Annotated in this window: 13 protein-coding genes; 3 read left to right on the top strand and 10 right to left on the bottom strand. The window is 37.4% G+C overall.

The annotated features are described in order from the left end of the window. Positions 1-32: 32 nt before the first annotated feature. Complete coding sequence (locus FLJC2902T_RS12040; protein ID WP_035678573.1) at positions 33-878, bottom strand: NAD(P)H-hydrate dehydratase; 846 nt, start codon at positions 876-878, stop codon at positions 33-35. Positions 879-970: 92 nt separating this feature from the next. Between FLJC2902T_RS12040 and gcvT the strand changes: the two genes are divergently transcribed. Beyond that, entirely contained in the window at positions 971-2,053 is a 1,083-nt protein-coding gene (gene gcvT, locus FLJC2902T_RS12035) for a glycine cleavage system aminomethyltransferase GcvT (RefSeq protein ID WP_023580066.1), read from the top strand. A gap of 65 nt (positions 2,054-2,118) precedes the next feature. Here gcvT and FLJC2902T_RS12030 read toward each other — a convergent pair whose 3' ends face one another. Together FLJC2902T_RS12030 and FLJC2902T_RS12025 are read right to left on the bottom strand one after the other, a co-directional pair. After that, positions 2,119-2,739, bottom strand: a complete 621-nt coding sequence (locus tag FLJC2902T_RS12030) for a porin family protein (RefSeq protein WP_023580065.1) — start codon at positions 2,737-2,739, stop codon at positions 2,119-2,121. Positions 2,740-2,894: 155 nt separating this feature from the next. Continuing rightward, positions 2,895-3,497 (bottom strand): porin family protein, encoded by a 603-nt coding sequence (locus FLJC2902T_RS12025; RefSeq protein ID WP_023580064.1) that lies wholly within the window; start codon positions 3,495-3,497, stop codon positions 2,895-2,897. A gap of 160 nt (positions 3,498-3,657) precedes the next feature. On the opposite strand from FLJC2902T_RS12025, the gene FLJC2902T_RS12020 reads away from it, so the two are divergent. Continuing rightward, the gene (locus tag FLJC2902T_RS12020) at positions 3,658-4,368 is read left to right on the top strand and encodes a YebC/PmpR family DNA-binding transcriptional regulator (protein WP_023571760.1); all 711 of its coding nucleotides are present in this window, start codon (positions 3,658-3,660) and stop codon (positions 4,366-4,368) included. 247 nt (positions 4,369-4,615) lie between these two features. Here the strand turns inward: FLJC2902T_RS12020 and FLJC2902T_RS12015 are convergent, their stop codons facing one another. Continuing rightward, positions 4,616-5,656 carry a PLP-dependent cysteine synthase family protein gene (locus tag FLJC2902T_RS12015; protein WP_023580063.1) on the bottom strand — a complete coding sequence of 347 codons (1,041 nt, stop codon included), beginning with the start codon at positions 5,654-5,656 and terminating at the stop codon, positions 4,616-4,618. 81 nt (positions 5,657-5,737) lie between these two features. Next, positions 5,738-7,798, bottom strand: coding sequence for a S9 family peptidase (locus FLJC2902T_RS12010; protein ID WP_155958901.1), 2,061 nt, complete (start codon positions 7,796-7,798; stop codon positions 5,738-5,740). A 142-nt stretch (positions 7,799-7,940) separates the two neighbouring features. Between FLJC2902T_RS12010 and FLJC2902T_RS12005 the strand changes: the two genes are divergently transcribed. Further along, positions 7,941-8,264, top strand: coding sequence for a YbaB/EbfC family nucleoid-associated protein (locus FLJC2902T_RS12005; protein ID WP_023580061.1), 324 nt, complete (start codon positions 7,941-7,943; stop codon positions 8,262-8,264). A gap of 146 nt (positions 8,265-8,410) precedes the next feature. Here the strand turns inward: FLJC2902T_RS12005 and phoU are convergent, their stop codons facing one another. The 5 genes from phoU to FLJC2902T_RS11980 form a co-directional block, all read right to left on the bottom strand. Next, the gene (gene phoU / locus FLJC2902T_RS12000) at positions 8,411-9,088 is read right to left on the bottom strand and encodes a phosphate signaling complex protein PhoU (protein ID WP_023580060.1); all 678 of its coding nucleotides are present in this window, start codon (positions 9,086-9,088) and stop codon (positions 8,411-8,413) included. Positions 9,089-9,140: 52 nt separating this feature from the next. Beyond that, on the bottom strand, positions 9,141-9,893 hold the full coding sequence (gene pstB, locus FLJC2902T_RS11995; protein ID WP_023580059.1) for a phosphate ABC transporter ATP-binding protein PstB: 753 nt from the start codon (positions 9,891-9,893) through the stop codon (positions 9,141-9,143). A 1-nt stretch (position 9,894) separates the two neighbouring features. Next, complete coding sequence (pstA, locus tag FLJC2902T_RS11990; protein ID WP_023580058.1) at positions 9,895-10,773, bottom strand: phosphate ABC transporter permease PstA; 879 nt, start codon at positions 10,771-10,773, stop codon at positions 9,895-9,897. 2 nt (positions 10,774-10,775) lie between these two features. Beyond that, the gene (gene pstC / locus FLJC2902T_RS11985; protein ID WP_035678569.1) at positions 10,776-11,984 is read right to left on the bottom strand and encodes a phosphate ABC transporter permease subunit PstC; all 1,209 of its coding nucleotides are present in this window, start codon (positions 11,982-11,984) and stop codon (positions 10,776-10,778) included. A gap of 180 nt (positions 11,985-12,164) precedes the next feature. Continuing rightward, on the bottom strand, positions 12,165-13,034 hold the full coding sequence (locus tag FLJC2902T_RS11980) for a phosphate ABC transporter substrate-binding protein (RefSeq protein ID WP_023580056.1): 870 nt from the start codon (positions 13,032-13,034) through the stop codon (positions 12,165-12,167). Positions 13,035-13,252: the final 218 nt, after the last annotated feature.

Raw genomic sequence — 13,252 nt, 5'->3', positions numbered from 1 at the left:
TTTCAGAATCCGTTTTGAAAGGGTTTATTTTTTTAATCTAAACTCAAAAACGCTCTTCCAAGATTAGCTATGCAATCCGATGCAATAAAAGAATGATAACCCATTTCCGGAACGGCAATATTAGCTGTCAGTCCGTGCAGATAAACACCCAAAACAGCAGCATCAACAGGAGCATAACCCTGCGCCAATAAGCCTGTAAGAACTCCTGTTAAAACATCACCGCTTCCGGCTGTCGCCAACGCCTGATTTCCGGAAGTATTCTCAAAAACAGCGTTCATATAAACTATGTAAGTAGGCGCTCCCTTATTTACTATAATTACATTATATTTTTCAGAAAACTCTTTTGTTTTTTCCATCATTTCATCATAAGATTCCCACGGGCCCAGCAAGCGTTCCAGTTCTTTACCATGCGGAGTCAGTATCGTTTTCGGAGGCACTATTTCGAGCCATTCTTTATTATCGGAAATAATATTCAAAGCATCGGCATCAATAACCGTGGGAACAGTTGACATTTTCAAAAAATGGTACAATGCATGCTGAGTATCCGAATGATGCCCCATTCCTATTCCTATTCCAACGCTATCAACCTTTAACTTATGGGTTACCGCTGTAATATGATCGGTATAATCATCGGTTAAAACCATGGCTTCAGGAACTACACTCTGTACTATTTCGTAACCACATTTAGGAATATATGTCGTAACCAAACCAGCGCCCGATCTGAGACATGCCAATGAGGAGAGACATACAGAACCCATTTTGCCATAACTCCCACCAACAATCAACGCGTGTCCCTGCGCCCACTTATGCGCATCTTCAGGTATCGACCTAAATCGTTTCAGCGCTTCAAATCTGTCTATCAAAGTATTATTTTTCATACCTTAAATTTACGAAATATGAACGAATTACGGTTTTGTCACTCCGTAAAAAATCAATACCTTAGCACCCGAAAATAAACAATCAACACAAGATGAAAAATACAGCATTAACGCACGTTCACGAAAGTTTAGGGGCTAAAATGGTTCCGTTTGCAGGTTATAATATGCCTGTTCAGTATGAAGGAGTTAACTTAGAACACGAAACGGTTCGTAGCGGCGTGGGTGTTTTTGATGTATCGCACATGGGTGAATTCTTTCTGAAAGGCGAAAATGCTTTGGCTTTGATTCAGAAAGTAACATCAAACGATGCATCGAAATTAGTGGACGGAAAAGCACAATATTCATGCTTACCAAACAACGAAGGCGGAATTGTTGACGATTTAATCGTATATAAAATTGCGGACAATCACTATATGTTGGTAGTTAATGCTTCCAATATTGAAAAAGACTGGAACTGGATTTCTTCTCACAACGATTTGGGTGTAGATATGCAAAACCTTTCCGACAGCTACTCTTTATTGGCTATCCAAGGCCCTAAAGCTGCGGAAGCGATGCAATCATTAACTTCAATTGATTTAGTTAACATGCCGTATTATTCTTTCCAGATCGGAGAATTTGCAGGCTTGAAAGACGTAACGGTTTCTGCAACCGGATATACAGGTTCAGGAGGATTCGAAATCTATTTCAAAAATGAAGATGCGGAAACAATCTGGAACAAAGTATTTGAAGCCGGTGCAGCCTTCGGAATAAAACCAATCGGCCTGGCTGCTCGTGATACTTTACGTTTGGAAATGGGATTCTGCCTGTACGGAAACGACATCAACGACACGACTTCTCCGTTGGAAGCAGGTTTGGGATGGATTACGAAATTCGATAAAGAATTCACCAATTCCGAAAACCTGAAAAAACAAAAAGAAGCAGGTGTTTCTAAAAAATTAGTTGGTTTTGAAATGGTAGACAGAGGAATTCCCCGTCACGATTACGAAATCGCTGATGCTGACGGAAACGTTGTTGGAGTAGTTACTTCCGGAACACAATCACCATCAATGGGAATTGCAATCGGAATGGGCTATGTTCCAACCGCTTTATCAACTCCGGATTCAGAAATTTACATCCGAATCAGAAACAAAGACATTAAAGCGAAAGTGGTTAAAATGCCATTTTACAAAAAATAACAACATGTTCAAAAAACAAAAAAGCCGATTGAGAAATCGGCTTTTTTCATAGATATGCTATTCGATTAAAGTTGAATTACACAACCTAAATTAAAAGTACCGTATACATTTTTTAATTTGACATCGCCTTCTTTCGGTACTTCTGTCAAACCGGTCATCCCCTGGTAATCAATTAAAATTCCGATTTTCTCTGTAACCTCGATTTTATAACCAATCCCATAATTCAAACCAAGCTGAAAGGTATTCATATACTGTTTAATATCTTCACTGTTAGCCTTTGCAGACATTAAAAATCCAAGACTAGGTCCGAAATTCAAATTCCATTTTCTGGTACTTCCGAAATGCCAGTTTGCGTTAACCGGTATTGTCATATAAGTCAATTTTTCTTCTACATGTAATGATGAAAGCCCTGGTCCATTAAGTATATCTCCAGGAATAATATATTCGCTCCCCATAGTCTGCAACAACAAACCAGAACGCAAACTCCAGCGATTATGGAAGTAATAATCACCGTTTACTCCGAAATTAACCGAATAAACAAAATCTCCATTCTGATTTTCAGAAGCATAGTAGTTAGAAGCGGCATAACCAATAATAGGAGTTACTTCAATTGTACCTTTTTCTCTTTGTTGTGAAAACCCAAAAAGACCGATTAACAACAAGCCTAAACAAAAAATTTTTTTCATGTTTTATTTATGATTTAGTGCGAAATTATAAAAAAATTCTTAAAATAAAAAAAAGTAAAAGTAGTTAAAATGCGGTTTTACAAAAAACAAAAAAGTTGTTCAAAAACAAAAAAGCCGATTGAGAAATCGGCTTTTTTCATAGATATGCTATTCGATTAAAGTTGAATTACACAACCTAAATTAAAAGAGCTATATGCATTTTTAATTTTTATATCTCCACCATCATTATTCAATTCTGTCAATCCGCTCATTCCCTGATAATCGATTAGAATTCCAATATTCTCTTTAATTTCAATTTTATAACCGATTCCGTAATTCAACCCAAGCTGGAAAGAATTTACCATGCTTTTAATATCTTCATCATTAGCCTTTGCAGACATCAAGAATCCAAGACTAGGTCCGAAATTTAAATTCCATTTTCTGGTGCTTCCGAAATGCCAGTTTGCATTAACCGGTATTGTCAAATAAGTCAATTTTTCTTCAATATTATACATAAGAAGTTCTGGAACAGAATATTCACTCCCCATAGTCTGAAGTAACAAACCAGAACGCAAACTCCAGCGGTTATTGAAGTAATAATCACCGTTTACTCCGAAATTAACAGAGGAAATAGGGTCATTTGACAGATTTTCATTTGAATAGTAGTTAGAAGTAGCGTATCCAACAATAGGTGTTACTTCAATTGTACCTTTTTCTCTTTGTTGCGAAAATCCGAAAAGACCACTCAACAAAAGCCCTAAGCAAAAAAAATTTTTCATGTTTTTATTTGATAATTTGGCGCGAAACTATAAAAAAATTCTTAAAATAAAAAAGATTGAAACATTGTAAAAAAAGTTTTTTCTATTTACTATTTTTGCAGTCTAAAATTTCACACTCAGTAACTCAGCAACTTTTAAACATAATAAACTCCGAATAGAAATGGGAAGAGCGTTTGAATTCAGAAAGGCAAGAAAAATGAAACGTTGGTCGGCAATGGCTAAAACGTTTACCAGAATAGGAAAAGACATTGTAATGGCTGTTAAGGAAGGCGGACCGAATCCGGAAACCAACTCCCGTTTAAGAGCCGTTATTCAGAATGCGAAGTCGGCAAACATGCCAAAAGACAATGTAGAGCGTGCGATTAAGAAAGCATCTGATAAAGACACCGCCAACTTCAAGGAAGTGTTGTTTGAAGGCTATGCACCTCACGGGATTGCCATTCTGATCGAAACCGCTACCGACAACAATAACAGAACGGTAGCTAACATCAGAAGTTACTTTAACAAATGCAACGGAACGATGGGAACACAGGGGTCTGTGGAGTTCATGTTTGACCATACCTGTAACTTCCGTATTCCTGCTGAAGGACAGGATGTGGAAGAACTGGAACTGGAAATGATTGACTTTGGCGTGGAAGAGATTTTCGCTGACGAAGACGGCATTTTAATGTATGCTCCTTTTGAAAGTTTCGGTGCTATCCAAAAAGAACTGGAGAACAGAAACATTGAAATCTTATCTTCCGGTTTTGAACGTATCCCACAAATAACCAAGGAATTGACTCCGGAGCAGGTAGCTGATGTTGAGAAATTGTTAGAGAAAATTGAAGAGGATGATGACGTGATGAACGTTTATCATACGATGCAGGAATAGATTTTTAGACTTCTTAGAATATTAGACTTCTTAGAAAGTAACGTTAGATTTAAGATATAAACTCCGGAGAATTATTCGGAGTTTTTTTATGCTCATGAGATTCCTCTTTACGTCAGAATGACAACCATTTTAGATGACTTCTTTATTTTAGCCATAGTAATTAAAAACAAGAAACTCCACTTTTCAGCAGAGTTTCTTTCTATTTCTAACGATCTAAGAAGTCTAAAAATCTAACTATCTAAGATGTCTATTTTATGAATTCAATCTTCTGAGCTTCTTCCGCATTGATACTGTCAAAGAAACCTTGTTCATTCATCCATTCATCACTGAATATTTTGCTCATGTAACGGGAACCGTGATCGGGGAAGATAACAACTACATTACTGTTTTCGTCAAATTCTCCGTCTTCTGCGAATTGCTTAATCGCTTGCATGGCAGCACCTGAAGTATAGCCTACGAACAAACCTTCTTTTTTAGCGATTTCGCGGGCAGTGTGTGCACTTTCCTCATCGGTCACTTTTGTAAATTTATCAATGGCATCGAAATCCGTTGCCGTTGGAATTAAGTTTTTACCTAAACCTTCGATTCTGTACGGGTAAATTTCGTCGTTATCAAATTCTCTTGTCTCATGGTATTTTTTCAAAACCGAGCCAAAAGCATCAACACCGAATATTTTAATGTTTGGATTTTGTTCTTTTAGGAAACGGGCCGTTCCGGAAATAGTTCCTCCAGTACCGCTACAAGCAATGAAGTGCGTGATTTTCCCGTTAGTTTGCTCCCATATTTCAGGCCCTGTTGATTTATAATGCGCATCAACATTCAGATCATTAAAATACTGATTGATATACACCGAACCTTTGGTTTCTTCATGTAAACGTTTTGCAACGTTGTAATAAGAACGGGGATCATCGGCAGAAACGTGCGCAGGACAAACATATACTTTTGCACCCATCGCTCTCAGCATATCAATTTTATCCTTTGAGGATTTTGAACTGACAGCCAATACACAATCGTATCCTTTAATGATACTGACCATTGCGATACTGAAACCGGTATTCCCTGAAGTAGTTTCAATGATGGTGTCGCCCGGCTTTAAGATTCCTCTTCTCTCCGCCTCTTCTATAATATAAAGAGCAATTCTGTCTTTTGTTGAATGACCCGGATTAAAGGCTTCTACCTTTGCGTAAAAGTTACCTTTTAGTCCTTCTGTGATTGTATTAAGCCTTATTAGGGGTGTATTTCCTATTAATTCCAATACGTTATTATAGGCTTTTATTTCTTCTTTCATAAAAAATAAATTACTCAAGGTGTGAATATAATCATTTTTTGGAATGTTCACAACCTTGCAAATGTATAAAAAATTCTTTATCTACTTTTTAATTCCTTCTAAATCTAATAAAAAAGTGTACTCTTTTGTCACTTCTTTAATGGCCTCAAATCTTCCGGAAGCGCCACCATGTCCCGTATCCATATTGGTATCTAAAAATAACTGACTGTCTCCCAGCTTCATAACACGCAATTTCGCTACCCATTTTGCCGGCTCCCAATATTGCACTTGGGAATCATGCAATCCGGTAGTCACCAACATATTCGGATATTTTTGTTTCTTAACGTTGTCATAAGGCGAATAAGACAGCATATAATCGTAATATTTCTTCTCATTTGGATTACCCCATTCGTCGTATTCCCCCGTTGTGAGCGGTATGGAATCGTCTAACATCGTGGTAACAACATCAACGAAAGGAACCTGGGCTATTACGCCATTGTACAATTCCGGTGCTTCGTTAATGATAACTCCCATCAATAAACCTCCCGCAGAACCTCCTTCGGCATACAAATGTTTTTCGGAAGTATATTTTTGGTCGATTACATATCTTGAACAATCAATGAAATCGGTAAACGTATTTTTCTTTTTAAGCAATTTCCCGTTATCATACCAATCGCGTCCCAAATCTTCCCCACCACGAATATGCGCAATGGCGTATATAAATCCTCTATCTAATAAACTCAGGCGGATCGATGAAAAATAAGGATCCATGGAAGAACCGTAAGAACCATAGGCATACAACAGAAACGGATTTTCACCGTTTTTTTTAATTCCGTTACGATATACCAAGGAAATTGGCACTTTTGTTCCGTCTTTGGCTGTTGCCCAGATGCGTTCTTCCGTATAATTGTTTTTATCGAACTTTCCGCCAAGCACTTCCTGCTCTTTTTTGATGGTCTTTTCTTTGGTTCGCATATTGAAATCGATTACCGAAGGAGGCGTTGCCATCGACTGGTAACTGTAACGCAAAATTTCGGTATCAAAGTCAACGTTTGTAGTGGTATAGGCCGTATAGGTTTCGATATCAAAAGGCAGGTAATACTCTCCTACTCCGTTCCAAGGCATGATTTTGATTTTGTTCAAACCGTCGTTACGCTCTTCCACAACCAGATAATCCTTGAAAATTTCAATTCCTTCCAACAAGGTATCTTTTCGGTGCGGAATCAAATCCATCCAATTCTCTTTTGTAGTGGCATTTTCAGGCGTTTTCATCAGTTTGAAATTGGTTGCCTTGTCTTTGTTGGTTACCACATAAAAACTGTCTCCGAAATGCGATATGGAATATTCCAGCCCGCGTGTTCTTTTCTGGAACAATTCAAATTTCCCGTCCGGGTTGTCCGATCGTAAAATCTGGTATTCCGATGTAAGCGTGCTTGAAGAACCGATTACAAGGTATTTTTTCGATTTCTCCTTATAGATGAAGGTCGAAAACGTATCGTCTTTTTCATAAAAAACAACTTGATCTTCTGTGGCTTCCGAACCTAATTTATGCTTGTAAATTTTATCGGAACGCAAAGTTACCAAGTCTTTACGCGTATAAAACAACGTTTTGTTATCAGCAGCCCAAGTGGAACCTCCCGTAGTTTTTTCCAATTTCACCGGAAGAATTTCACCGGTTTCAAGATTTTTTATCTGAATAGTGTATTCACGTCGGGAAACCGTATCAACTCCGAACGCGCACCATTTGTTATCTTCACTTACACTCAGTCCGCTCAACTTAAAATAAGTAAATCCTTTGGCCATTTCATTGCAATCAAACATGATTTCCTCATTGGCATCCAGACTTCCTTTTTTTCGGGCGTAAATCGGATAATCCTTCCCTTTTTCAAATCGGGTGATATAATAATATCCGTTGTATAAGTAAGGAACAGAACTGTCGTCTTCTTTAATTCGTGACTTCATTTCCTCAAACAAATCGGCCTGAAATTGTTTGCTATCTGCCGTCATTTGGTTATAATAATCGTTTTCCTTGTTTAGGTAATCGATTACTTCCGGGTTTTCCCTTTCATTTAACCAATAGTAATCATCTGTACGGATGTGTCCATGTTTTTCAAGTTGCTTTGGCTTTACGGTTGCCAACGGTGCCGTTATTATTTCTACCATTTTTGGTTTATTATTTTGAGCGATTGCGGATGCAAAAGTAACACAAACACAACTCAAAAGAAATTGATTTTTCATTTATAAACATAAATATCTATCTGCAATTTAATAATTTTGCAATTCAATAACCACTAAATTTATTAACATGTTTGGAGATATCATGGGGATGATGGGTAAACTGAAAGAAACCCAGCAAAAAATGGAAGACACTAAAAAGCGTTTGGACACTGTTTTGATTGATGAAGAAAGCAACGACGGGCTTTTAAAGATTACATTAACCGCTAACAGAAAAGTAAAATCCATTACAATTGACGACACTTTACTGGAAGACAAAGAGCAATTGGAAGACTATTTGGTTTTAGTTATGAACAAAGCCATCGAAAAGGCGACCAATGTAAATGAAGCCGAATTGGGTGCAGTAGCCAAAGACGGGATGCCAAACATTCCGGGAATGGATATGTTTAAGTAATAAAGAGACTATTCAAAAAGTAGTTTATTTCGACTTCTGGGAAAATCACATAACATCAACCCTGAGTATGCAATTTTCCCTTTAGACGAAATAAACAAACAGAGAGGCACCTTTGAAATACTCAGCTACTTAGCGCCTCAGAACCTCTATTTTTTCTTTTTATCAGATTTTGATTTGTGTTTTAACACCTTTGCTTCAATATAGAAAATGGTTTCTTCAGCCATGTTTTTGGCGTGATCCCCCACTCTTTCCAATTTCTGGACAATTGACAAAAGATACAAGGCCTGCTCTATATTATCCGGATTTTCTTTGCAGTACTTTGCAATAACTCCGCTTGCCTTTTTATTGATCTTATCCAAAACCTCATCCTGTTTAAAAATCTTACGGGCCATTTTGGTATCTTCATTCTCAAAAGCCTCCAAAACATTAGCCATCATATAAATGGAAGTTTCGAACATTTCATTTACATTGATAAGTTCCAACAGGTTTTTATCAAAATCATTGGCAACTTCCTTAACGAATTTTGCAATGCCTTCAGCAATATCTCCCGTACGTTCCAAATTGGAATTGATTTTTAAAACGGCAAGGACAAATCGTAAATCCATGGCAACCGGATTAAAAAGTGCAAAGACATTTTCACAGTTACGATCCAATTTAAGTTCATAAGAATTAACCCTTTTTTCATTGGCGATTACTTCACGTGCCAAGTCTTTATCCATTGAAATTAATGACTGTTGAGCTTTCTCCAATTGCAGATTCACTAACAGCCATAATTCTAATAATTCTTCTTTTAATTCTCGTATTTCGTTATCTAATTGTGTCATGTGGTATATTTTAAAATAAGTATAAACAGCTAATTAATGTGGTTTCTGAAGATTAACCGAAACGACCTGTAATATAATTTTGTGTTCTTTCTTTTCTTGGGTTTGTAAACAGATTCTTTGTTTTATCGTATTCCACCAATTCTCCCATATAGAAAAAAGCGGTGTTATCACTTACACGTCCTGCCTGCTGCATATTATGCGTAACGATTACGATGGTATACATATTTTTCAAATCGTAAATAAGCTCCTCCACTTTTGCCGTAGAAATAGGATCCAGAGCAGAAGTCGGTTCATCCATTAACAAAACCGAAGGCTGAATGGCAAGGGCACGGGCAATGCACAAACGCTGTTGTTGGCCGCCGGACAATTCGAATGCCGATTTGTTCAATTTATCCTTTACCTCATCCCAAAGCGCTACCTGCTCAATGGATGTGATTACACGTTCTTCAATCACTTTTTTATCGGTAATCCCATTTACTTTCAAACCGTAAGCTACGTTCTCATAAATAGATTTCGGAAACGGGTTTGGCTTTTGGAAAACCATGCCCACGTTCTTTCTCAAATCGTCCACATTGGTGTTTTTAGCATAAATATTATGACCGTCGATATAAATCTCACCATTAAGATGGGTCTTATCTATTAAGTCATTCATTCGGTTAAGCAAACGCAGATAAGTTGATTTTCCGCATCCTGACGGACCGATTAATGCTGTAACCGTGTTTTCTTTCATCGACAACGAAATATCATGCAAAGCCTGCGTTTCGCCGTAGTAAAAATTTACGTTTTTAGATTCTATTTTATGCATGCTAATTCATTTTTACTTTTCTTCCGAAATATTTACGAAGCGCATTCGCCAGTAAATTGGAAATTAATACTATTACAATTAAAATAAGGGCAGTTCCGTAAGCCATAGCTCTTGAAGCTTCTATATTTGTTCCGCTGGTTGAAATCACATACAAATGATACGGGAGCGCCATGGCCTGATCGAAAATTGAAGTTGGTAATTTGGGAAGAAAATAAGCAGCTACCGTAAATAATATCGGAGCCGTTTCCCCCGAAACCCTTCCTATCGAAAGAATTAACCCCGTAAGGATGTTTGGAAAAGCTATAGGTAAAACCACCTTGCTTGTAGTTTGCCACTTAGTTGCCCCTAATGCCAGACTGGCATGTCTGAAAGTATCTTCAACCGCTTTCAGGGACTCCTCCGTAGTTCTTATCACCACCGGTAACACTAACAAACCTAACGTTAAGGATCCCGCCAATAAGGAATCTCCAAATTCTAATTTATTTACGAATAACGCCATACCGAATAAACCAAAAACAATGGAAGGCACCCCGGCAAGATTATTGGTCATTTGCTTAATAATTCTTTTAGGCCAGCCATCCTTAACATATTCGTTCATATATATGGCCGCTAATACCCCTACAGGAAAAGCAAAAAGCATGCTTCCCAAAACCAGGCAAAGTGTTCCCACAATGGCAGGATAAATCCCTCCCTGAGTCATTCCTTCTTTTGGCATTTCGGAAATAAATTCCCAACTGATTACCCCAATTCCTTTTATAACGATAAAAGCTAATATGATAAATAAAAGAGCTACAATGGAATAGCTAACAAACTGAAACAATCCGAAAGCTATCTTTTGATTCCTTCTTTTTCTTTTTGCCAAGCGATTTTCTTTCTTCATTTTTAATGTTTTTTATGTGATTTTCTATTGGTAACCAATTCAACCAACATATTAATACAAAAAGTAATCAGGAATAAAATACAGCCTAATGCGAATAATGCTTTATAATGCATACCTCCGCTGGCGGCTTCACCAAGTTCTGCGGCAATGGTTGCAGGAATTGTCCTCACCGGTGCCAGAAGTGTGTTCGGGATAACCGCTGCATTTCCGGTTACCATCAAAACCGCCATGGTTTCTCCGATTGCACGCCCTATCCCTAGAATCGCACCGGCAGTAATTCCGGAAGCAGAATATGGTACAACCACTTTATAAATGGTTTGCCACTGACTCGCGCCCAAAGCCAAACTGGCCTCTTTCATGGCACGCGGCGTATTGCTCATAGCATCTTCTGAAATCGTGATGATTGTCGGTAAAGCCATAATAGCTAAAACGATACTTCCTGCCAATCCGGTCTCCCCTACCGGCAGATTGAAAACATCCTGAACCAAAGGAACAATCACAACCAATCCGAAAAACCCATAAACAACTGACGGAATACCCGCTAACAATTCGATTAATGGCTTAAGAATATTACGGGTACGTTTTCTCGCAATTTCACTTAAGTAGATGGCCGCAGCCAAACCTATGGGCAATGCAATTAAAATCGCTCCGAAACTCACCCATAAAGTACCCAAAATAAGAGGTTTTACCCCCATTTGAGCCACCGGTTGCGCCGTTGGAAACCACTCTTCGCCCGAAAGGAATTTAAAAACGGATATTTTATTAACATCCAACTCTTTTCCGTGAAAATCTTTGGCTTTATATTTATCGGAGAAGAAAGCGATTACTCCGGGTGTCTTGGTGATGTACTCATCTATCTTTGCAGGGAAATGTTCGAAATTTTCGCCTAATTCTTCTTCGGTATAATACTCGGTAATATCTTCGGTACGAAACAAAACGATAGGTTCATTTTTACCTCCGAGCGCTGACCAATTTGTGATCTTTTGATCAAAAATATCTTTTATCTGGGAAGGCTCCAGTTTTTGTATTGAATTGGACGGATGCACTGCCAATAAAAAGCCTTCTTCAATTGGTTTCTTAGAAAAAACACCTGCTCCTTCAATGAAGAGAAAAAACACAATCAAAACAACCGTAATACTGGTAGAGGCACTACTCAGCATCAGAATCGTTTCTATTATTTTTTCCTTAATCTGCTTAAAATTTGTTTTCAAATCTGTGAATTTATTTTCACCGCAAAAGTACATGAGGTATGCTTTCGGGATGTGTTCTCTGTATTATCCTTCTGTTAATTTAACGTTAAGCAATAACTTATAAATTTACTTAATTCTTTTCATAAAAAAAAGGCAATCTAAATCAGATCGCCCTTTTTACAGTATAATAAAAACCTCTTCTTAATTTAATGGAATATAACCTACTTCAGAAACAACTTTTTGACCTTCAGGAGATAGTGCATAATCAACAACTGCTTTCACTTTTGCAGCATTTGCTTTATCAAACATATAGAACAAAGGTCTTGCAATTGGATATGTTTTATCTTTAGCAGATGCTACAGAAGGAACAACAAAAGTTTTTCCCTGATCGTAAGAAACGGAAATATGTTTCACTTCTTTAGTTTCGTACGCTAATCCAACATAACCGATAGCTCCTTTAGTCTGACCAACCGCCTGAACAATAGCACCGGTAGCAGGCATACTTAAGATATCAGCAGCATAATTCTTTTTGTCCAATACTTCTTCCTTAAAGAACTCATAGGTTCCGGAAGAAGATTCTCTTGAGTAAGCCACGATTTTTTCATCCGCTCCACCTACTTCTTTCCAGTTTTTGATTTCTCCTGTATAGATTTTTTCGATTTGCTCACGTGTTAACTGACCTACTTTATTGGCAGGGTTAACAATTACAGCTAACGCATCAAATGCAATAGTAACGATTTCAATTTCTTTTTTAGCTTCAGAGAATTTCAATTTCTCTTCTGTTTTTAAATCTCTGGAAGCCATTGCGATATCAGTAGTCCCTTCTAAAAGTGCTGTCATACCAACACCGGTACCACCACCAACTACAGTTACACTAACCTCTTTATTGGTTTTCATCATCTCTTCAGATTCTTTTTGCGCTAAAGGCAAAACAGTATCACTACCTTTTATTGTTACAGTAGTCGCTGTTGAAGTAGCTTCTGCAGTAGTTGCTCCTTCTTCGTTTTTTCCTTTACCACAACTTAACATTCCAATTAAAGGTAACATTAAGAATAATGCTTTTTTAGTCATTTTATGTTTTGTTTTAAATTTGATACAAAAGTAAATCAGCAGTATTAACTTATCGTTAAGGTAATATTACTGTATTATTATATTAAACATTCAAACCGCCTAATATCGTAATATGATAACAAAAAAACAGTTTGATATAATGATAGGATAACAAAAAAGGTGCAAATCAAACATTATGATTTTGCACCTTTTAATTTGTAAATTTTAAAAACTATTAC

This window comes from Flavobacterium limnosediminis JC2902, assembly GCF_000498535.1.
GTDB lineage: Bacteria > Bacteroidota > Bacteroidia > Flavobacteriales > Flavobacteriaceae > Flavobacterium > Flavobacterium limnosediminis.
Note: the sequence above shows the minus strand (reverse complement) of the source record. Positions and strands in the feature narration are given on the sequence as shown.